Consider the following 19,738-nt stretch of genomic DNA (forward strand, 5'->3'; position numbering starts at 1 on the left):
TTTAAGGGAAATGTCGTGTTAACGATCTACAACACACTCAGCAAGACCAAAGAAGTCTTCAAGCCGCTGGATGGCAACAAGGTGCGCATGTACGTGTGCGGCATGACCGTGTACGACTACTGCCACATCGGCCACGGCCGCAGCATGGTTGCCTTCGACCTGGTGACCCGCTGGTTGCGTTTCAGCGGCTATGACTTGACCTATGTGCGCAACATCACCGACATCGACGACAAGATCATCAACCGCGCCAATGAAAACGGCGAGTCGTTCGACGCGCTGACCGAGCGCATGATTGCCGCGATGCACGAGGACGAGGCGCGCCTCAACATCCTCAAGCCGGACATGGAGCCACGTGCCACGGACCACATCCCTGGCATGCACGCGATGATCCAGACCCTGATCGACAAGGGTTACGCCTACGCCCCAGGCAATGGCGACGTGTACTACCGCGTCGCCAAGTTCATGGGCTACGGCAAGCTGTCGCGCAAGAAAATCGAAGACCTGCGCATCGGCGCACGGATCGAAGTCGATGAAGCCAAGCAAGACCCGCTCGACTTCGTGCTGTGGAAAGGCACTAAGCCCGGCGAGCCGAGCTGGGAGTCGCCGTGGGGCGCCGGGCGTCCGGGCTGGCACATCGAATGCTCGGTGATGTCCACCTGCTGCCTGGGCGACACCTTCGACATTCATGGCGGCGGCAGCGACCTTGAGTTCCCGCACCACGAAAACGAAATCGCCCAGAGCGAAGCCGCCACCGGCAAGACCTACGCCAACGCCTGGATGCACTGCGGCATGATCCGCATCAATGGCGAGAAGATGTCCAAGTCCTTGAACAACTTCTTCACCATTCGCGACGTGCTGGAAAAGTACCACCCGGAAGTCGTGCGTTACCTGTTGGTGTCGAGCCACTACCGCAGCGCCATCAACTACTCGGAAGACAACCTCAAGGACGCCAAGGGCGCCCTGGAGCGTTTCTACCACGCGTTGAAAGGCCTGCCATCCGTGGCGCCTGCCGGCGGCGAAGCGTTCGTGGCACGCTTCACTGAAGTCATGAACGACGACTTTGGCACCCCGGAAGCCTGTGCCGTGCTGTTCGAGATGGTGCGCGAGATCAACCGCTTGCGCGAGAGCGATCTCGACGCGGCGGCCGGCCTGGCGGCACGCTTGAAAGAGCTGGCCAGCGTGCTGGGGGTTCTGCAAATGAAGCCTGAGGATTTCCTGCAAGCCGGCGCCGAAGGGCGTGTGGATGCGGCTGAAGTGGATGCGCTGATCCAGGCGCGTTTGTCTGCGCGGGCCAATAAGGACTGGGCGGAATCTGACCGTATCCGTGACCAACTGACCGCGATGGGGGTGGTGTTGGAAGACGGCAAGGGTGGGACGACGTGGCGGTTGGCTGATCAGGCTTGATCGGTAAACGCTGAATGAAAAACGCCCCGATTGGTTCGGGGCGTTTTTTTGCACACCGTTTTAGTGAGCGGCTCACCTGATCCAGTGTGGGAGGGGGCTTGCCCCCGATGACGTTGGTTCAGTCAACATATCTGCCAACAATGCCGCCGTCTTCGAAGCCTCGCTAGAGCTCGACATCTCCCACAGGGGATTGGCGGTATCCATGAGATTTACAGCCGGGCTGCTTTCTACCTGCCAACAGCGATCCAGTGTGGGAGGGGGCTTGCCCCCGATGACGGTGGTTCAGTCAATATATCTGCCAACAGTGCCGCCGTCTTCGAAGCCTCGCTAGAGCTCGACATCTCCCACATTTGGATCGTGCCTGCTTCATTCCCTCGCTGCGCCGCGCCGCACGTAATCGACCCATTCATACGCTAGGCCCTCATGCTCCCTGACACCATGATGGCAAACCTCGATGAATTCATCCTCGAAGCTGGGAAACCGGGCTTCCCCTTCGTGATCGTCGTTGAACAGGGTGAGGTAAAGCCTGTCCACCCGATCCATCACCTGGTCATACAGCTCCGGGCCGCCACCAATATGAATTTCCTCGGGATGGTAGGAAGCGGCGCATTCCAGCGCTGATGCTAGCGAGCGGCAGACTACAGCCTGCTTGTGTTCAAAGGCCGGGTTGCGCGACAGCACGATATTGGGACGATCCGCCAGTGGTCGTCCACTGAGTGCGATCACCGATTCAAAGGTCTTGCGGCCCATGATCACGGGCTTTCCGATGGTTTTGGCGGCGAAGCGGCGCATGTCGTCCGGGACCATCCGTAAGAGTCCGCCCGCTTTGCCGATAGAGCGGTTACGGCGGCCCATTCCTGCCACGACTGCGATGGGTATAGCCATGATCTGTTCCTTCAGAGAAATGGCGGTGGCGTAGATGCCCTCCCACATTTTTGACCATGCTTATTCTAGGGATCAGCGGCGGCTGCTGACCTCGGCGGGGACGTCATCACCGGCCATGCGCTTGCGGAACAGCGCAGTGCGAGCCAACAGCAATGTGGTCACCGGCACCGTGATCGACAACAAAATCGGAATCAGCCACCCGTGCAGTACCGGCCCAGATTTGAGCACCGAGAAGTAGATGATCGACGCCAACGCCACACACCACGCGCCCAGCGTCGAGGCCAGCGCCGGCGGGTGCATGCGCTGGAAGAAGTCTTTCATGCGCAATAGCCCGATCGCGCCAATCAACGCAAACACACTGCTCAGCACCAGCAGCACCGCCACGATCACTTCCACCCATAACGGCATCATTCAATCACCTCCCCACGCAGCAGGAATTTCGCCAGGGCAAACGAGCCCACGAAGCCGAACAGCGCAATCAGCAGCGCCGCTTCAAAGTAGGTGTCACTCGCATACCGAATGCCCAGCACCAGCATCATCAGCATCGCCAGGATGTACAGGTAGTCCAGCGCCAGTACGCGGTCTTGTGCCGACGGGCCTTTGAACAGGCGCACCAAGGTCAGCACCATGGCCAGCGAGAACAGGAACAGGCTGAACAGGATCGCATTGGAGAGCAGGGCGCTCATTCGAAGATCTCCATCAGGGGCCGCTCGTAGGTGGTCTTGAAGTGCTCGATAAACGGCGCTTCATCCTCCAGGTCGAACACATGCAAGAGCAGGATGCTGCGGTCCAGTGCCAGTTCCGACCAGATGGTGCCGGGCACCACGGTGGTGATCATCGACAGCGCGGCCAGGCCGTTGGCGTCGCGCAGGTCCAGGGGGATCTTGACGAAGCGCGAGCGCGGCGGGCGCGAGCCGCAGGTCAGCACGCCCCAGGCCACTTGCAGGTTGGAGACGATCACATCGCGTCCCACCAGGAAAAACAGGCGGATGATCACGCCGGGGCGGCGGATGCGGATCGGCAACGGGCGCAGCGGTGCCATCAGCAGCGGCGCAAGAAAGCCCAGCAGGGCGCCCAGCAGCAGGTTGCCGGGGCTGACCGACAGGTTCAGCACCAGCCACAGCACCCACAACGCCAGCGACAGCCACGGGGCAGGGAACAGGCGCTTCATGGTTGCACCTCCAGCGCGGCGGTCTTGGCTTCAGGGCTGGGTACAGGACGCGTTGCCATCACCGCCATCACGTAGTTTTCCGGGTTGTTCAGGCTCTGGGCGGTGCCCAGGGTGTAGCGCATCAGCGGCTCTGCCTTGAAGGTCAGCAGAATGCTCAGGCCCAGCAGAAAGAAGATCGGCACGCACTCATAGCGGCGCAGCAACGGCGACGGGCGCTCTTCCGGGGTCCAGAAGCGCTGGATGCCCAAGCGCGCAAAGGCGATCAGCGAGGCCAGGCCGGAGAGGATCAGCAGTGCGACCAGGCCCCAGGCAGCCGGGCGGATCGGCTCCTCGACACTGACCCCCAGGCCCAGCGGGTTGACCAGCGCGCTCAACAGGCTGAGCTTGCCGATAAACCCGGACAACGGCGGCATGCCGATAATCAGCAGGGCGCAGGCGACAAAACTCAAGCCCAGGAAGGCCATGGTCCAGGGAATCACCTGGCCGACCACGGCTTTCTGTTCGTCATCGAGGTTGACGCCAGGGCGCGGATGCAGGGACTCCATGGCCTTGGGCAGCGCATCGATCTCTTCATCCAGCGGCAGGTCGTTGGCCGAGCGCGAACGCTCGATCAATTCGGCCAGCAGGAACAGCGCGCTCAAGGCCAAGGTGGAACTGACCAGATAGAACAGCGCGCCGGCGGTGAGGCTCGGCTGGGCGAAGCCCACCGACGACAGCAGGATCCCGGCCGAGACCAGGATGCTCAAGCTGGCCATGCGCTCCAGGCGCTGCGCCGCCACCATCGCCAGACCGGCGCAGACAATGGTGGCCATGCCGCCATACACCAGCCAATCGCCGCCAAACAGTGCCGACGCACCGGCCTGGCCGGAGAACAACAGGGTCCACAGGCGCAGCACGGTGTACACGCCGACCTTGGTCATGATCGCAAACATCGCCGCCACCGGCGCGCTGGCCGATGAGTAGGCGGGGGCCAGCCAGAAGTTCAGCGGCCACATGCCGGCTTTCGCCAGGAACGCCGTCGCAAGGATCGCCGCACCCGCGTGCAGCAGGCCGCGATCGGCTTCCGGCACCAGCGGGATCTTCAGCGCCAGGTCGGCAAAGTTCAGCGTGCCGGTGACGCCATAGATCATCGCCGCACCAATCAGGAACAGTGACGAGGCCAGCAGGTTGATCGCGATGTAATGCAGCCCCGATGACACCCGCGCACGGCCGGAACCGTGCAGCATCAAGCCATAGGACGCCGCCAGCAGCACCTCGAAGAACACGAACAGGTTAAACAGGTCGGCCGTGAGGAAGGCGCCGTAGAGGCCCATCATCTGGATCTGGAACAGCGCATGGAAGCTGGTGCCGGCACGGTCCCAGCGGGCCATGGCGAACAGCAGCGCGCTCACGCCGATGATCCCGGTGAGCACCAGCATCAAGGCTGATAGTTGGTCCACCACCAGCACAATGCCGAACGGCACCTGCCAGTTGCCCGGCAGGTACACGCCGATCGAGCCGGGGCCGCCTTTTTGCGTCCAGTACAGCAGCAGAATGGCGATGCCCAGGCCGATCATGCTCGAGAACAGGTTGATGCGCGCTTTCAGCGGCCGATGCTTCTCGCCGAGCATCAGCATCAAGGCGGCGGTGAGCAACGGCAGCAGGATCGGCGCGACGATCAGTTGATTCATCCACGTCATTCCTTGGGCTCCCGGCCGTCCACATGGTCAGTGCCGGTCAGGCCCCGTGAGGCCAGCAACACCACCAGGAACAAGGCGGTCATGGCGAAGCTGATCACGATGGCCGTGAGCACCAGCGCCTGGGGCAGCGGGTCGGTGTAGTGGAGCAGGTCTTGCGGCACACCGTCCTTGATGATCGGCTCCTTGCCGATAAACAGGCTGCCCATGCTGAAAATGAACAGGTTGACCCCGTACGACAGCAGGCACAGGCCCATCACCACCTGGAACGTCCGTGGCCGCAGGATCAGCCAGACCCCGGAGGCGGCCAGGACGCCAATGGCAATTGCAATGACTTCTTCCATCAGGCGGCTCCTTCCGTAGCGGCAACCACTTTGGCCTGGTTGCTCGGTTTATGGGCCCGCACGGACTGGTGACCGAGGGCGGTGAGCATCAGCAGCGTCGAGCCGACGACCATGGCGTACACGCCGACGTCGAAGAACAGCGCGCTGGCGACATGAATGTCGCCGAGCACCGGCAGGCTGAAATGCCAGGTGTGGGTGGTGAGGAACGGGTAGCCGGCAAACAAGGCGCCAAGCCCGGTCAGGGTCGCGGAGAACAGCCCGAAGCCCATCCAGCGCATCGGCCGCAGGCTCATCTGTGCCTCGACCCATTGGGTGCCGGCGACCATGTATTGCAGGATAAACGCGACCGACATCACCAGCCCGGCGACAAACCCGCCGCCCGGTTGGTTGTGGCCGCGCATGAACAGGTAGAACGACACCACCAGCGCAATCGGCAGCAGCAGACGCACCAGCACCGCCGGCACCATCATGAAGCCCAGCGCGGTGTCGCTGGCCTGGCGTGGGTTGACCAGGTCGGTGGCCACGTCCGGCGCCAACTGGCGCTGTTGCGCGGGCAGTTGCATGCTTTCCTTGGAAGGGCGGAAGCGGCGCAGCAGGGCGTACACCGTCAGCGCCACGGCGCCGAGCACGGTGATTTCGCCGAGGGTATCAAAGCCCCGGAAGTCGACGAGCATCACGTTCACCACATTGCTGCCGCCGCCTTCGGGCAGGGCACGGCTGAGGTAGAACGAAGAGATATCGTTGGGGGTCTGGCGCGTCAACATCGCGTAGGACAACAGCGCCATGCCGCCGCCCACTACGGTGGACAGCAGGAAGTCGCGCACCCGGCGAATCCGCGCCTTGCGCAAGGTGTTCGGCAGCGGCGAGACCTCCTCGATCCGCCGCGGCAGCCAGCGCAGGCCCAGCAGGATCAGCACGGTGGTCACCACTTCGACCACCAACTGCGTCAACGCCAGGTCCGGCGCCGAGAACCACACAAAGGTGATGCAGGTCATCAGGCCGCACACGCTGACCATGGTCAGGGCCGCCAGCCGGTGGTACTTGGCTTGCCAGGCGGCGCCAAGGGCGCAGGCGATCGCCAGCACCCACAGGGTGACGAACACGATCGACCCCGGGATTTTCGGGCGGTCGCCCCAGCTCAAGCCACTGTTGAGCATCGGGATCATGCCGCCGATCACCGCCACCAGCACCAGCAGGAACAACTGAGTCTGCAGGCGCTTGGTACTGATGCGTTTCTCGATCCTGCGCACGCCGCGCATCATCACCACCAAGCTGCGCTCGAAACCACGCTTGCCGTTGAAATAGCTGATGATCGGCGGGTACTTGAAGCGCCCCAGCTTGAGTTGCTTGCGCAGCAGCAGGTACAGCACCACGCCGCCGGACATGGCCACCAGGCTCATGATCATCGGCGCGTTCCAGCCGTGCCAGATCGCCAGGCTGTACTCCGGCAGCACGCCGCCCACCACCGGCAGCGCAGCGGCGGCAAGGATCGAGCCGACCACCTGGGCCGGGAAAATCCCTACCAGCAGGCACGTGAACACCAGCAACTCAACCGGTGCGCGCATCCAGCGCGGTGGTTCGTGGGGCGTGTGCGGCAGGTTGGTCGCCGGCGGGCCGAAGAACACGTCCACGGTGAAACGCAGCGCATAGGCCACGCTGAATGTCCCGGCAATGGTCGCGATCAACGGCAGGGCGAACTCCACCCAGGCCGTCGAGGTGATGAACACGGTCTCGGCAAAGAACATCTCTTTGGACAGGAAGCCGTTGAGCAACGGCACGCCCGCCATGGACGCACTGGCCACCATCGCCAGGGTCGCGGTAAACGGGATCAGCTTGACCAGCCCGCTGAGCTTGCGGATGTCCCGCGTGCCGCTTTCGTGGTCGATGATGCCCGCGGCCATGAACAGCGAGGCTTTGAAGGTGGCGTGGTTGAGGATATGGAACACCGCCGCGACGGCGGCCAGCGGGCTGTTGAGGCCCAGCAGCAAGGTGATCAGCCCGAGGTGGCTGATGGTGGAATAGGCCAGCAGGCCCTTCAGATCATTTTGGAACATGGCGCAGTACGCGCCGAGGAGTAGGGTGAGGGCGCCGGCACCGCCGACGATCCAGAACCATTCTTCGCTGCCCGACAGCGACGGCCACAGGCGGGCCAGCAGGAACACGCCGGCCTTCACCATCGTTGCCGAATGCAGGTACGCCGACACCGGCGTGGGGGCCGCCATCGCATGTGGCAGCCAGAAGTGGAAGGGGAATTGCGCGCTTTTGCTCAAGGCGCCTATCAGCACCAGGGCCAGCATGACCGGGTACAGCGAGTGCGCGCGAATCTGATCGCCCGCCGCCAGCACCTGGTCGAGGTCATAGCTGCCGACGATGTGCCCCAGCAGCATCACGCCCGCCAGCAGGCACAAGCCGCCGGCGCCGGTGACCATCAACGCCATGTACGCACCGCGGCGCGCGTCGGCGCGGTGGTGCCAATAGCCGATCAGCAGGAACGAGAACAGGCTGGTCAGTTCCCAGAAGAACACGATCTGGATGAGGTTGCCGGAGATCACCAGGCCGAGCATGGCGCCCATAAAGGCCAGGAAAAACGCGAAGAATCGCGGCACCGGATCATCCGGCGACATGTAGTAACGCGCATACAACGCCACCAGCGAACCGATGCCGAGCACCAGCATCGAGAACAGCCAGGCAAACCCGTCCATGCGCAACACGAAGTTCAGCCCGAGGCTGGGCAACCATATGAATTCTTCGCGGATCACGCCACCGTGGGCGATCTGGGGGTAGAGCAGGGCGACTTGAATAGTGCCGACCAGGGCCACAAGGCCGGCCAGCAGGGATTCGGTGTTACGTGCATTGTGCGGCAGCAAGGCCGCCAGACAGCTGCCAATAAAAGGCAGAAGCAGTAGAACTATCAGGGACATAGGCTTCTAATCTGCGGGAGTTTGGGATGCATCATACGTGCCGCTTTCACGATCACCAAACGGCAAGATGTGGCAGGATCCTACAAGATAGGTCGAATAATCCCATTTGGCAGTGTTTAGGACCCTGTGGCGAGGGAGCTTGCTCCCGCTGGGCTGCGCAGCCGCCCCACAACCGGCACCTCAGTTCTGACGCTCTTGCTCCAGCTCTTCTTCCAACGCCAGCGCCTTCTGCCCCTTAGTCTTCATTTCACTGACAATCACCGCCACCACAATCAACGCCGCCCCCACCATCGCAATCGGCGGGAAGCGCTCCCCGGCAATCCGCCCCACCACGCCTGCCCATACCGGCTCACCGGCATAGATCAACGTGGCCCGGGTCGGCGAAACACTTTGCTGCGCCCAGTTCATCGCCACCTGGATCACCGCACTGGTCAAGCCCAGGCCCACCGCACTGAACAGCAGCAGCCACGAAAACCCCGGCAACGCCTCGCCCATCGGCACCACCATCAGGAACGACAACAGCGACGCCGTGGCCAGTTGCACCACGGTCACCCGGCGCACATCCACCTGCCCGGCAAACGCGCTGATCAGGATGATCTCCGCCGCAATCGCCACCGCGCCAATCAACGTGGCGATTTCGCCGGCGCTGAAGTTCAGCGAAGCGCCCGCCGGCCCGGTCAGCAGCATCAACCCGGCAAACGCCAGCATGATGCCAATGCTCGGCATCAAGCCCGGACGACGCCCAAGCACCAGCCATTGCAGTAGCGGCACGAACGGCACATATAAAGCCGTGATAAACGCCGACTGGCTGCTCAAGATCGTCTGCAAGCCAATGGTCTGCAAACCGTAGCCAAACATGATTGCCACACCGATAAACACCCCCGCCTTCAACTCGAACAGCGTCAGGTCGCGCAGGGTGCGCAAGGAAAAGAACCCCACCACGATCGCCGCTGCCGCAAAGCGCAGGCCGACGAAAAACATCGGCCCACTGACGGTCATCGCGTGCTGCACCAGCAAAAACGTGCCGCCCCAGATCATGGTGATCACCACCAGGATGCATTCGGCTTTGCTGAAACGGTTGAAACGAGGGGAGACGTTTGGGGTGGTCATGGCGGCTCGGTCTTGCAAGGGAAAGGCACGGACCGCACAATGCGCCGCACGCTGGGCAGTATACTGCGCACACCCACCCATTGAGCAATATAGTGCACAAAGAAAATCCACATCGGGCTTCGGTCCTGCAGCACGTCAGCCAGAACGTCCGTCGCCTGCGCCACGCCGCCGACCTGAGCCAGACCGCGCTCTCGGAAAAGTCCGGGGTTAGCCGGCGCATGCTGGTGGCCATCGAAGCGGGCGAAAAGAACGTCAGCCTGTCCACCCTCGACCGGGTGGCCGAAGCGTTAAACGTGGCCTTCAGCGACCTCATCCAGGCGCCGGAGGTGCGCGACCACAGTCGCATCAACGAATTGGCTTGGGCGGGGGAAATTGTTGGGAGTAAGGCGGTGTTGTTGGCCAAGGCCACGGCGCGGCGTGAAGTCGAACTCTGGGAGTGGCGCCTTGAACCCGGTGATCGGTACTGCCCGGACCCAGACCAAGAGGGTTGGAGCGAGCAGTTGTTCGTCTTTGAGGGCAGTTTGACCTTGGTGATAGGCGACAAGGAAAACACTATTGATGCCGGTGAGTTTTTTATGTTTGCCAGCCACCAGCCCCACTCTTATTACAACGGAGGCAAGGTGGCGGCAAGATTTGTAAGGAATGTGGTGTTGTAGTTAGCATGTTTTTGCTGTTTGTCAACTGTGCAGGTTGACAGCTTATGTTCAAAAGGGACGGGTGCTAGGGTGGACGATACTACTCAGTCAGTGACGTTGGGTAGTTGTCATGACTTCATGGAGTGAAAACGAATGAACCCAAAACATGTCTCAAGCAAGAATCTGCTTCCCCAGCCGAAGATTACGCCGTCCCACGGGAATGTATTGAAGTACCCCGAAGTGACCGGCGGTACTGCCGAGATTATCTTCCCTAGTTATCCCGGTATTACGCTCGGACAAGAAGTTTCCTGGGGGATACGCGGTAATGGAATTGCATTTGCTAGTTTTAAAATTCTAGAGTTGAAGCCCCAGTATGAGGTCAAAGTGCGTTTTCATATTGTCTTCGATGCCGAGCAAGTCACAGCCGATTATAGCGTTCGCGAGAATGACGAGGTAATTGGTGTTTCTCATCAAAGTGTATATACCGTGATAGATCGCCCTTAAGTTTAAGTCGACGTTGTGAGGCTTTAATACTCAAATTAATTAGCCGTGAGTATTGAAGCCTGTGTCGATTGAGTTGGCAGGAGGGTGAGTGGCTAAAAGTGTTCGTAGCGCAACAGTGCTTGAACATTTTGCTGATTAGCGCGAGCAATAAGCGCCTCGTACTCTCACCAACCCGCTGATTTTATTGGTAATTACTTTCAGGCACGACTCCTGCAATCACCCAGGTCATCCCCACGGAGCCTGGAGTCGGCCCATGTCAGCCCACCCTCAACACCCTGCCCATATCATCCGCTCGGACGCGGAAGCCATCGAGGTCGCCACGCGCCTGGCCGCACGTTTTGCCGTCGACGCCAGCGCGCGCGACCGTGATCGGATCCTGCCTTTCGCCGAACTCGAAGCGTTCTCTGCCAGCGGCCTGTGGGGCATCACCATTCCCAAAGAGTACGGCGGCGCTGGAGTGTCCTATGTGACGGTCGCTGAGGTCATCAAGCTGATCTCCGCCGCCGACCCGTCCCTGGGGCAGATCCCGCAGAACCACTTGGGCGTGGTGGACATCCTGCTGCAAACCGCGACCGAGGAACAAAAACGTCATTACTTCGGCAAGGTGCTGGCCGGCTACCGTTTCGGCAATGCCTTCTCCGAAGCCAAGAGCAAAAATGCCGGCACCTTCGATACCCAGATTCGCGTCCACGGCGACACCGCGCACATCAACGGCGAGAAGTTCTACTGCACCGGCGCGCTGTTCGCCCACATCGTGCCTACGGTCGGCAACAACGAACACGGCCAGGCGTTTATCGCCTTTGTCGAACGCGATGCGCCGGGCCTTAGCGTGATCGACAGCTGGGACGGCTTCGGCCAGCGCACCACCGCCAGCGGCGGCGTGACCCTCGACGGGGTAACGGTGCCCTTGACAGCGGTGATCCCCGCCCATCAAGTCTTCGACCAACCCACCGCCAACGGCCCGATCTCGCAGATCATCCAGGCCGCCGTCGACACCGGTATCGCCCTCGGTGCCCTCGAACAGGCGAAGATCTACGCCCGCCAGGCGCGACCGTGGATCGACAGCCAGCAGGAGCACGGCTGGCAAGACCCCTTCACCATCGCCGCCATCGGCGACCTGGAATGGCGCGTCCACGGCACCGAAGCCATCCTCGCCAAAGCAGGTTTGGCGGTTGATCGCGCCCTCGCCGAGCCCAGCGAAGACACCGTCGCCCACGCCTCGCTGGTGGTTGCCCAGGCCAAAGTCCTCTCGGCTGAAACCGCCTTGCTCGCCAGCAGCAAACTCTTCGAACTGGCCGGCACGCGCTCGGTCACCGGCAAACATAACCTTGATCGCTTCTGGCGCAACGCGCGTACCCACACCCTGCACGACCCGGCCCGCTGGAAATACCACCTGATCGGCAATTTCGTGCTTAACGGCGTGAAGCCCGCGCGCCACGCCTGGAACTGAGGAGCCGCATTCCATGACCACACTGAAGCTTGCGCGCCAACTGTTGGACAGCACCCGCCGCCATGTCGAGAAAAGCGATGACCCCTATGTGATCAGCCGCTTCGGCGATCTGCAGATCCGCGTCGACGTGGCCGCCGCCTTGCTTGAACGCGCCGAAACCCATCCCAGCCCAGTCGCTGCGACCGAAGCGCAGATCGCGGCCGCCGAAGCCTTGATCGCTGCCAGCAACGCCGAATTCGAACTCACCGGCCAACGCACCGCACTGCCGCCGACCCTCGATGACCCCCTGCGCTGGAAATACCAGGTTGTCGGTAACTACCACCTCAACGGAGTGCTTTGATGTCCCGTGAAATCCGTTTGAACGCCTTCGACATGAACTGTGTCGGCCACCAATCCCCGGGCCTGTGGGCGCATCCGCGTGACCGTTCGTGGCAGTACAAGGACCTGGAATACTGGACAGACCTCGCCAAAATCCTTGAGCGCGGCAAGTTTGATGGCCTGTTTATCGCCGATGTGCTGGGCATCTATGACGTCTACAACGGCAATGGCGAGGCGGCGATTCGCCAGGCGACCCAAGTGCCGGTCAATGACCCGCTGTCGTTGATCGCGCCGATGGCCTTGGTTACCGAGCACCTGGGTTTTGGCCTGACGGCGTCGTTGTCCTTCGAACATCCGTACCCGTTCGCCCGCCGACTCTCCACCCTCGACCACCTGACCAAGGGCCGCATCGGCTGGAACATCGTCACCTCCTACCTGGAAAGCGGCGCCAAGAACCTTGGCCAGAAAGCCCAGACCGAACACGACGCGCGCTACGACTACGCCGAGGAATACCTGGAGGTCTGCTACAAACTCTGGGAGGGCAGTTGGGAGGAGGGCGCGGTATTGCGCGACCGCGAGCGCCGGATTTTCAGCGACCCGAGCAAGATCCACGAGATCCGCCACGTCGGCAAACACTTCCAGGTGCCCGGCATTCATCTGTGCGAGCCGTCGCCGCAGCGCACGCCGGTGCTCTACCAAGCCGGTGCGTCCAGCCGTGGCAAGCAGTTTGCGGCCGAGCAGGCCGAGTGCGTGTTCGTTGCCGCGCCGTCCAAGGTGCTGCTGAAAAAGACCGTCGCCGACATCCGCCGCCGTGCCGCCGAAGCCGGGCGCGATCCGAAGAAGATCCTGATCTTCAACTTGCAGACGGTGATCGTCGGCGAGACCGATGCCAAGGCCAAAGCCAAGTTTGACGAATACAAATCCTACGTCAGCTACGAAGGCGCAATGGCGCTGATCTCCGGCTGGACCGGCATCGATTTCAGCCAGTTCAAACCGGATGAACCGCTCAAGCACGTGCACACCAACGCCATCCAGTCGGCGGTGGAAGCCTTCTCCACGGCGGACCCGAACAAGGTCTGGACCCCAAACGAACTGGCCGATTGGGTCGGCATCGGCGGCTTCGGCCCCTTGTTTGTCGGCGGCCCGGAAACCGTGGCGGACCTGTTGCAGGAATGGGTCGAAGAGACCGATGTCGACGGCTTCAACCTGGCCTACGCGCTGACCCATGAAACCTTCATCGACGCCGTGGACCTGTTGGTGCCGGAGTTGCAGAAGCGTGGCGTGTACAAGACCGAATACGCCCAGGGTACGTTGCGCGAGAAGTTGTTTGGCGACGGTGCAAGGTTGGCCTCCAACCACCCTGGTGCCGGTTACCGCAATTTATCTGACGCGCACATAACCAATGTGGGAGGGGCGGTGCGACGATTCGACTTGCCCCCGATAGCGGCAGTCCAGTCAAGGCACTTGTGACTGACACACCGCCATCGGGGGCAAGCCCCCTCCCACAGTAGATCGGTGTTGATCCAAATAATCCAGCCAGCGGACCACCGCACGCTTAACACTTCAATAGGAGCAAGTCCCTATGAGCGTGCACGCACTCAAACGCCCACTGGCCCTGGAATGGCCCGCCGAACTGCTCGGCAACCTGCCCAAGGCGCTGGAACAGTTGCGCCACTGGGCGCAGATCACGCCGCTGCACACCGCCCTGCGCCACAAGCGCCAGGGGCAGTGGTATGCGTGGCGCTGGATCGACGCCTTGCGCGATGTGGAGCGCCTGGCCGACGGGTTACGCCATCAGGGTTTCAGCGAGCAGTCGCGGCTGGCCCTCAGCGGTGCGTTTGAACCGAACCTGTTGCTGCTGGCGCTGGCGGCGCACGCCATCGGTGGACAGGTCTTGACCCTGGCCGATGACCTGGATCCCGAGGCGCTCCAGCACCACCTGTGGCGCATCCGCCCCACTCACTCTTATGTGCAAGGCCGCCAGCACGTACGGGATTGGCAGTCAGCGAATCTACTGGATTTCGCCCAATTACTCGGCCCGCTGGACCCCGCGCAACACCTCGCACGCTGGTGGCAGCCCACGGGCGAAACCGCGTTGTGGAGCGAAGAGGGCACCCACTGGCAGGGCGGTCTCGCGGTGGTGCTGGAGCAATGGCTGAACAGCGGTCACGGCCTGGCCTTCCCGGAAAGCCTGGCCTCGGCGCGGCGCGATCGCAGCGAAGTCGCCCCCACCGGCCTGCTGTTGTCGCCCGTGCGTTTGCAGCATCTGGCCGATGAGATCGAAAGCCGCCTGGCGCCTCACGGCACCTGGCGCCGACGTTTGTGCGACTGGGCCATCGCCCACCCGCAGAGCGGCGTGCGTCGCCTGCTGAAAAACCGCGTGCGCAAACTGCTGGGTTTCCAACGCCTGGCCTACATCTGGCAACCGCTTAAACCGACGGCCGAACCGACCTGGCTGGCTGAGTTCACACGGGACATCGCATGAGCCAGGCCATTTTGCAGGTGCGGGATATCTCGCTGTCGTTCAAGGGCGTCAAAGCGATCAATGCCTTGTCCTTCGAGGTGGCGCGCGGCGAAATCTGCGCGCTGATCGGGCCGAATGGCGCAGGTAAAAGTTCGCTGCTCAACGTGCTCAATGGTGTGTATCGCTTCGATGCCGGCGAGATTGTCTTCGAAGACCAACACTTCCACCGCATCGACCCCTTGGGGGCTGCGCGTCGTGGCATTGGTCGCACCTTCCAGAACAACGCGCTGTTCAAAAAGATGAGCGTGCTCGACAACATTCTCACCGGCCTGTCACGGCACATGCGCAGCAATTTTATCGAACAGGCCCTCGGCTTACCCCGCGCACGCCGCGAAGCCGAAGCGTTCCGGCTGCGGGCCCAGGGCATTCTCGAATTCCTTGAACTGCAAGCTCACCGGGATGTGTTGGTGGGCAACCTTTCCTACGGCCTGCAAAAACGCGTGGAACTCGGCCGGGCGTTGATCGCAGGGCCGAGCTTGTTGTTGCTGGATGAGCCCATGGCCGGCATGAACGCCGAAGAAAAGCAGGAAATGGCGCGCTTCGTCGCCGACGTAAACCGCGACCTCGGCACCACCGTGGTGTTGATCGAACACGACATGGGCGTGGTGATGGGCCTGTCCGACCACGTGGTGGTGCTTGATTACGGGCGCAAGGTCGGTGACGGCACGCCTGCCGATGTGCAGGCCAATCCCGAGGTGATCGCGGCCTACCTGGGAGTGGTAAACGGATGACGTTCTTCTTTGAAACCCTGCTCGGCGGCCTGCTCGCCGGCACCATGTACTCGCTGGTCGCCATCGGCTTCGTGCTGATCTACAAGGCCAGTGGCGTGTTCAATTTCGCCCAGGGCTCGATGCTGCTGTTCGCCGCGCTGACCTTTGTCAGCCTGCATGATCAGGGCGTGCCGTTTGCCCTGGCACTGCTGCTGACGGTGATCGTAATGATCGTCGGCGCCTTGTTCATCGAGCGCCTGGTCTTGAGGCCGTTGGTGAACCGTTCGCAGATCACCTTGTTCATGGCGACGCTGGGCCTGTCGTTCATTATCGAAGGCCTGGCCCAGGGACTGATGGGCGCTCAGGTGCGCGCCCTCGACCTGGGTATCGACGACGTGCCGCTGTTCGTCGGCCCGCTGATGCTCAGCCAGTTCGACCTGATCGCTGCCGCCGCCGCCGTGGTGCTGGTGACAGTGCTGGCGTTGCTGTTCAACAAGACCCGCATCGGCGTGTCGCTGCGCGCGGTAGCGGATGACACCACGGCGGCGCTGTCCATCGGCATCAACCTCAACCGCATCTGGCAGATTGTCTGGGCGGTGGCCGGGATCGTCGGGCTGGTGGCCGGGCTGCTGTGGGGCGCGCGTCAAGGCGTGCAATTCTCGTTGTCGCTGGTGGTGCTCAAGGCCTTGCCGGTGTTGATTATCGGCGGCTTTACCTCGATTGGCGGGGCGATTGTCGGCGGGCTGATTGTCGGCGCGGCGGAGAACCTCGCCGAGGTGTACATCGGCCCGTTGATCGGCGGCGGTATCACGCCGTGGTTCGCCTACGTATTGGCCCTGGCCTTCCTGTATATCCGTCCCGCCGGCCTGTTCGGCGAGCGCGCCATCGAGCGAGTCTGAAACCATGTCGATCCCCCTTGCGCAAGAAACCGCGCCGTTGCTGCTGATTCAGCGGCGCATCCCGTGGGCCCTGATCGGCCTGTTGGCGCTGGCCTTTATCGCGGTGCCGCTGTGGGGCAATGACTATTGGCTGAATGCGATCCTGATCCCGTTCCTGGTGCTGTCGCTGGCCGGGCTGGGCCTTAACCTGCTCACCGGCTACACCGGACAGACATCGGTGGGGGCGGCCGGCTTCATGGCCGTCGGCGCGTTTGCCACCTATGGATTTCTGTTACGCCTGCCTGAATTGGGTTTGCCGGTGGCGCTGCTCGGCGGTGGGGTCATCAGCGCCTTGGTCGGCCTGCTGTTCGGCCTGCCCAGTTCGCGGATCAAGGGCTTCTACCTGATGGTCACCACCCTGGCCGCACAGTTTTTCCTGGAGTGGCTGTTCGTCAAATTTCCGTGGTTCTACAACTACGGTTCGTCCGGGACTATCTCCGCGCCGAAGCTGGCGCTGTTCGGTCACGACCTCAACACGCCGTTGGGCCGCTACCTGCTGACCCTGGTCACCGTGCTGCTGCTGACCTGGACCGCGATCAACCTGGTGCGCAGCCAGGTCGGGCGCAACTGGATGGCGATCCGCGACATGGACACCGCCGCCGCCGTGGTCGGCATTCCGGTGGTGCGCTACAAACGCCTGGCGTTCGCGGTCAGCTCGTTCTACCTGGGCATCGCCGGCGCGCTGTGGGCCTTTGCCTACCTGGGAACGGCCAGCGCCAGCAGCTTCGATATCAATCGTTCGTTCCAGATCCTGTTCATCATCATTATCGGCGGCATGGGCAGTATCGCCGGCAACTTTGTCGGCGCGGCCTTTATCAGCCTGCTGCCGATCTTTCTCAGCCACGCCGGGCAGGCGCTGTTTGGTGGCGCGGTGGATGCGGGGCAGTTGCAGAACCTGCAGAAAATCATTTTTGGCGTGTTGATCATCGTGTTCCTGATCAAGGAACCCGAGGGCTTGATTCGCCTGTTGCACAACCTTCGCGATCGGCTGCGTCAATGGCCCCTACGTTTCTGACTGACTAAGAGAACCCAAATGCGTGCATCCTTGAAACGTTCCCTGGCCGGCGCCGCCTTCGCGCTGGCTGCCCTGGCCGGTGCTGTGCCTCAGGCGGTGGCCTCGCCCGACCAGCAATTCTTTCCCCTCGCGACTTACCGTGTCGGTGCCTATGCGTCCAGTGGCGTGCAGGTGTGGGCCGGGATGATCGATTACCTGCGTTACATCAACGAGGTCGAAGGCGGCATCAACGGCGTCAAACTGGTGTGGCAGGAATGCGAGACCGAATGGACGGCGGAGAAGGGCATCGAGTGCTACGAGCGCTTCAAGAATGGCCTGGATGGCGCCCCGGTCGCGGTGTACCAGCCCAACGGCGCCCCGGCGGCGTACGCGCTGAGCGAGCGGGCGGAAGTCGACAAGATCCCGCTGATCACCCTCGGCTACGGCCGCACCGAAGCCACCGACGGCACGGTGTTCCCCTACAATTTCCCAGTGATGCTGACCTTCTACAGCGAGGCGTCGACGCTGGTGAACTACATCGCGCAGCGCGAAGGCGGTTTCGACAAACTCAAGGGCAAGAAGATCGCCACGGTCTACCACGACTCGGCCTACGGTCGTGAAACCCTCGGCCCGTTGAAACTGCTCGCCGAAAAATACGGCTTCGAAAACATCCAGATTCCGATCGCCGACCCTGGCAACGAACAATCTGCGCAATGGCGCCAGGTGCGCCAGGCCAACCCGGACTGGGTGTTCCTGCGCACCTGGGGCGTGTCCACGCCGGTCGCGGTGAAGACCGCCGCGCGCTTCGGCTTCCCGGCGGACCACATCATCGGCGATATCTGGGCCAGCTCCAGCGAAGACGTATTGCCCGCCGGTGCCGCCGCCAAAGGCTACCTGGCGCTCACGCCGTACCCAGCAGGTGCCGACTTTGAGATCCACAAGCGCCTCAAGCGCTACATCCTCGACAAAGGCCACAGTGACCTGAAGGACCTGAAGAACTTCGGCAGCGTCTACTACAACTCCGGCCTGGTGAACGCCGCCGTGGCGGTGGAAGCGATCCGCACCGGCCAGGCCAAGTTCGGCAAGCGCCCGCTTAATGGCGAAGAAGGCCGCTGGGGCCTGGAGCACTTGAACATCGACGATGCGCGCTTGAAGGACATGGGTTACCTGGGCCTGATGCAGAACCTCAAGCTGTCGTGCCGCGACCACGAAGGCGGCGGCTCGGCGCGCGTGCAGCAGTGGGACGGCGCTCAATGGACGCTGATCAGCGACTGGATCGCCGCCGACCGCGCCCTGTTGCGCCCGCTGATCGATGAAAAGTCGGCAGCGTTCGCCAAGGAAAAAGGCCTGACGCCACGTACCTGCACCGGGGATGAATAAACCATGAGCCAGCCCGCCACCGACACCACACGCCCGTCGCTGCTGACGGTCAACGATATTGAAGTGATCTACGACGGTGCCATCCTTGCGGTCGCCGGGGTGTCGCTGAGCGTGCCCAAGGGCGCCATCGTCGCCTTGCTCGGTGCCAATGGCGCCGGCAAGAGCACCACGCTCAAGGCCATCTCCGGGTTGGTGCGTGCCGAGCGGGCCGAGGTCAGCCGGGGCACGATCGAATACGCCGGCGCCGACCTGGCCGGCATCGACCCCAGCCAGCGCGTGCGCCAGGGCATGGTCCACGTGCTGGAAGGCCGCCATGTGTTCGGCCAGTTGAGCGTGGAAGACAACCTGCGCAGCGGCGGCTTCGTGCGGCGCCTGAGCCGCAAGGACATGGCGCACGACCTGGAGCGCATCTACGCCTGGTTCCCACGGCTCAAGACCAAGCGCCACACCCGCGCCGGCCTCACCTCCGGCGGCGAGCAGCAGATGGTCGCCATCGGTCGGGCGTTGATGACCCGTCCTACGCTGGTACTGCTCGACGAGCCGTCCATGGGATTGGCGCCTATGATCGTGCAGGAGATCTTCGCGATCATCGCGCAGCTCAACCGTGAGCAGCAGGTGAGCTTCCTGATCGCCGAGCAGAACATCAACGTCGCGCTGAACTATGCGTCCCACGGCTACGTATTGGATACTGGCCGCGTGGCCTTGAGTGGCAGCGCCGCTGAACTGCTGGCGCGGGGCGACTTGCATGACATTTATCTGGGCAAACAGTAAGGG

Annotated in this window: 20 protein-coding genes; 12 read left to right on the forward strand and 8 right to left on the reverse strand. The window is 62.3% G+C overall.

Annotated features, from left to right (window positions below; all coding sequences use genetic code 11):
- Positions 1 to 15: 15 nt before the first annotated feature.
- Positions 16 to 1,404 carry a cysteine--tRNA ligase gene (cysS, locus tag AC3ZU9_RS04370; protein ID WP_093541493.1) on the forward strand — a complete coding sequence of 463 codons (1,389 nt, stop codon included), beginning with the start codon at positions 16 to 18 and terminating at the stop codon, positions 1,402 to 1,404.
- Positions 1,405 to 1,770: 366 nt separating this feature from the next.
- Here the strand turns inward: cysS and AC3ZU9_RS04375 are convergent, their stop codons facing one another.
- The 8 genes from AC3ZU9_RS04375 to AC3ZU9_RS04410 form a co-directional block, all read right to left on the reverse strand.
- Positions 1,771 to 2,289 carry a dihydrofolate reductase gene (locus AC3ZU9_RS04375; RefSeq protein WP_163825855.1) on the reverse strand — a complete coding sequence of 173 codons (519 nt, stop codon included), beginning with the start codon at positions 2,287 to 2,289 and terminating at the stop codon, positions 1,771 to 1,773.
- A 72-nt stretch (positions 2,290 to 2,361) separates the two neighbouring features.
- Positions 2,362 to 2,700: a Na+/H+ antiporter subunit G gene (locus AC3ZU9_RS04380; RefSeq protein WP_043205555.1), complete on the reverse strand. Its 339-nt coding sequence runs from the start codon at positions 2,698 to 2,700 to the stop codon at positions 2,362 to 2,364.
- Complete coding sequence (locus tag AC3ZU9_RS04385; RefSeq protein WP_003211751.1) at positions 2,697 to 2,975, reverse strand: K+/H+ antiporter subunit F; 279 nt, start codon at positions 2,973 to 2,975, stop codon at positions 2,697 to 2,699. Before AC3ZU9_RS04385 ends, AC3ZU9_RS04380 begins: the two co-directional genes overlap by 4 nt.
- Entirely contained in the window at positions 2,972 to 3,460 is a 489-nt protein-coding gene (locus tag AC3ZU9_RS04390) for a Na+/H+ antiporter subunit E (RefSeq protein ID WP_064055356.1), read from the reverse strand. Before AC3ZU9_RS04390 ends, AC3ZU9_RS04385 begins: the two co-directional genes overlap by 4 nt.
- Complete coding sequence (locus AC3ZU9_RS04395) at positions 3,457 to 5,139, reverse strand: monovalent cation/H+ antiporter subunit D (protein WP_064055357.1); 1,683 nt, start codon at positions 5,137 to 5,139, stop codon at positions 3,457 to 3,459. The genes AC3ZU9_RS04390 and AC3ZU9_RS04395 overlap by 4 nt, the downstream gene beginning before the upstream one ends.
- Entirely contained in the window at positions 5,136 to 5,480 is a 345-nt protein-coding gene (locus tag AC3ZU9_RS04400) for a Na+/H+ antiporter subunit C (RefSeq protein WP_007986256.1), read from the reverse strand. Before AC3ZU9_RS04400 ends, AC3ZU9_RS04395 begins: the two co-directional genes overlap by 4 nt.
- Positions 5,480 to 8,401, reverse strand: a complete 2,922-nt coding sequence (locus AC3ZU9_RS04405; RefSeq protein ID WP_046035540.1) for a monovalent cation/H+ antiporter subunit A — start codon at positions 8,399 to 8,401, stop codon at positions 5,480 to 5,482. The genes AC3ZU9_RS04400 and AC3ZU9_RS04405 overlap by 1 nt, the downstream gene beginning before the upstream one ends.
- A gap of 180 nt (positions 8,402 to 8,581) precedes the next feature.
- Positions 8,582 to 9,511, reverse strand: coding sequence for a DMT family transporter (locus tag AC3ZU9_RS04410; protein WP_046035539.1), 930 nt, complete (start codon positions 9,509 to 9,511; stop codon positions 8,582 to 8,584).
- Positions 9,512 to 9,603: 92 nt separating this feature from the next.
- Here AC3ZU9_RS04410 and AC3ZU9_RS04415 point away from each other — a divergent pair, with 92 nt between their 5' ends.
- The 11 genes from AC3ZU9_RS04415 to AC3ZU9_RS04465 all read left to right on the forward strand — a co-directional run bounded on the left by AC3ZU9_RS04415 (position 9,604) and on the right by AC3ZU9_RS04465 (position 19,735).
- A complete protein-coding gene (locus tag AC3ZU9_RS04415) occupies positions 9,604 to 10,167 on the forward strand; it encodes a helix-turn-helix domain-containing protein (protein ID WP_102060119.1) in 564 nt (187 codons plus the stop codon).
- Between the two features lie 132 nt (positions 10,168 to 10,299).
- A complete protein-coding gene (locus AC3ZU9_RS04420) occupies positions 10,300 to 10,650 on the forward strand; it encodes a hypothetical protein (RefSeq protein WP_122811591.1) in 351 nt (116 codons plus the stop codon).
- Between the two features lie 253 nt (positions 10,651 to 10,903).
- Positions 10,904 to 12,100, forward strand: a complete 1,197-nt coding sequence (locus tag AC3ZU9_RS04425) for an SfnB family sulfur acquisition oxidoreductase (RefSeq protein ID WP_490090355.1) — start codon at positions 10,904 to 10,906, stop codon at positions 12,098 to 12,100.
- Positions 12,101 to 12,113: 13 nt separating this feature from the next.
- Positions 12,114 to 12,440, forward strand: a complete 327-nt coding sequence (locus AC3ZU9_RS04430) for an acyl-CoA dehydrogenase (RefSeq protein ID WP_012724984.1) — start codon at positions 12,114 to 12,116, stop codon at positions 12,438 to 12,440.
- Positions 12,440 to 13,888, forward strand: coding sequence for an LLM class flavin-dependent oxidoreductase (locus AC3ZU9_RS04435; RefSeq protein WP_122811590.1), 1,449 nt, complete (start codon positions 12,440 to 12,442; stop codon positions 13,886 to 13,888). Before AC3ZU9_RS04430 ends, AC3ZU9_RS04435 begins: the two co-directional genes overlap by 1 nt.
- Positions 13,889 to 14,000: 112 nt before the next feature.
- Positions 14,001 to 14,903 (forward strand): AMP-binding protein, encoded by a 903-nt coding sequence (locus tag AC3ZU9_RS04440; protein WP_122811589.1) that lies wholly within the window; start codon positions 14,001 to 14,003, stop codon positions 14,901 to 14,903.
- Positions 14,900 to 15,673, forward strand: coding sequence for an ABC transporter ATP-binding protein (locus AC3ZU9_RS04445; RefSeq protein ID WP_093541507.1), 774 nt, complete (start codon positions 14,900 to 14,902; stop codon positions 15,671 to 15,673). Before AC3ZU9_RS04440 ends, AC3ZU9_RS04445 begins: the two co-directional genes overlap by 4 nt.
- Positions 15,670 to 16,551 (forward strand): branched-chain amino acid ABC transporter permease, encoded by an 882-nt coding sequence (locus AC3ZU9_RS04450; RefSeq protein WP_064055365.1) that lies wholly within the window; start codon positions 15,670 to 15,672, stop codon positions 16,549 to 16,551. Before AC3ZU9_RS04445 ends, AC3ZU9_RS04450 begins: the two co-directional genes overlap by 4 nt.
- Before the next feature lie 4 nt (positions 16,552 to 16,555).
- Positions 16,556 to 17,605: a branched-chain amino acid ABC transporter permease gene (locus tag AC3ZU9_RS04455; protein ID WP_012724979.1), complete on the forward strand. Its 1,050-nt coding sequence runs from the start codon at positions 16,556 to 16,558 to the stop codon at positions 17,603 to 17,605.
- Positions 17,606 to 17,623: 18 nt separating this feature from the next.
- Positions 17,624 to 18,964, forward strand: coding sequence for an ABC transporter substrate-binding protein (locus tag AC3ZU9_RS04460; protein ID WP_490090356.1), 1,341 nt, complete (start codon positions 17,624 to 17,626; stop codon positions 18,962 to 18,964).
- Between the two features lie 3 nt (positions 18,965 to 18,967).
- Complete coding sequence (locus AC3ZU9_RS04465) at positions 18,968 to 19,735, forward strand: ABC transporter ATP-binding protein (protein ID WP_064055367.1); 768 nt, start codon at positions 18,968 to 18,970, stop codon at positions 19,733 to 19,735.
- Positions 19,736 to 19,738 lie beyond the last annotated feature (3 nt).

The sequence above is a fragment of the Pseudomonas sp. A39 genome, assembly GCF_058145955.1.

What these genes read in the sequence shown, in the direction of transcription:
- AC3ZU9_RS04385 (WP_003211751.1), bottom strand. Translation starts at nt 2,975, where the DNA reads ATGAGCGCCCTGCTCTCCAATGCGATCCTGTTCAGCCTGTTCCTGTTC.
- AC3ZU9_RS04375 (WP_163825855.1), bottom strand. Translation starts at nt 2,289, where the DNA reads ATGGCTATACCCATCGCAGTCGTGGCAGGAATGGGCCGCCGTAACCGC.
- AC3ZU9_RS04380 (WP_043205555.1), bottom strand. Translation starts at nt 2,700, where the DNA reads ATGATGCCGTTATGGGTGGAAGTGATCGTGGCGGTGCTGCTGGTGCTG.
- AC3ZU9_RS04425 (WP_490090355.1), top strand. Translation starts at nt 10,904, where the DNA reads ATGTCAGCCCACCCTCAACACCCTGCCCATATCATCCGCTCGGACGCG.
- AC3ZU9_RS04435 (WP_122811590.1), top strand. Translation starts at nt 12,440, where the DNA reads ATGTCCCGTGAAATCCGTTTGAACGCCTTCGACATGAACTGTGTCGGC.
- AC3ZU9_RS04395 (WP_064055357.1), bottom strand. Translation starts at nt 5,139, where the DNA reads ATGACGTGGATGAATCAACTGATCGTCGCGCCGATCCTGCTGCCGTTG.
- AC3ZU9_RS04460 (WP_490090356.1), top strand. Translation starts at nt 17,624, where the DNA reads ATGCGTGCATCCTTGAAACGTTCCCTGGCCGGCGCCGCCTTCGCGCTG.
- AC3ZU9_RS04405 (WP_046035540.1), bottom strand. Translation starts at nt 8,401, where the DNA reads ATGTCCCTGATAGTTCTACTGCTTCTGCCTTTTATTGGCAGCTGTCTG.
- AC3ZU9_RS04390 (WP_064055356.1), bottom strand. Translation starts at nt 3,460, where the DNA reads ATGAAGCGCCTGTTCCCTGCCCCGTGGCTGTCGCTGGCGTTGTGGGTG.
- AC3ZU9_RS04430 (WP_012724984.1), top strand. Translation starts at nt 12,114, where the DNA reads ATGACCACACTGAAGCTTGCGCGCCAACTGTTGGACAGCACCCGCCGC.
- AC3ZU9_RS04420 (WP_122811591.1), top strand. Translation starts at nt 10,300, where the DNA reads ATGAACCCAAAACATGTCTCAAGCAAGAATCTGCTTCCCCAGCCGAAG.
- AC3ZU9_RS04465 (WP_064055367.1), top strand. Translation starts at nt 18,968, where the DNA reads ATGAGCCAGCCCGCCACCGACACCACACGCCCGTCGCTGCTGACGGTC.
- AC3ZU9_RS04455 (WP_012724979.1), top strand. Translation starts at nt 16,556, where the DNA reads ATGTCGATCCCCCTTGCGCAAGAAACCGCGCCGTTGCTGCTGATTCAG.
- AC3ZU9_RS04445 (WP_093541507.1), top strand. Translation starts at nt 14,900, where the DNA reads ATGAGCCAGGCCATTTTGCAGGTGCGGGATATCTCGCTGTCGTTCAAG.
- AC3ZU9_RS04450 (WP_064055365.1), top strand. Translation starts at nt 15,670, where the DNA reads ATGACGTTCTTCTTTGAAACCCTGCTCGGCGGCCTGCTCGCCGGCACC.
- AC3ZU9_RS04410 (WP_046035539.1), bottom strand. Translation starts at nt 9,511, where the DNA reads ATGACCACCCCAAACGTCTCCCCTCGTTTCAACCGTTTCAGCAAAGCC.
- AC3ZU9_RS04440 (WP_122811589.1), top strand. Translation starts at nt 14,001, where the DNA reads ATGAGCGTGCACGCACTCAAACGCCCACTGGCCCTGGAATGGCCCGCC.
- AC3ZU9_RS04400 (WP_007986256.1), bottom strand. Translation starts at nt 5,480, where the DNA reads ATGGAAGAAGTCATTGCAATTGCCATTGGCGTCCTGGCCGCCTCCGGG.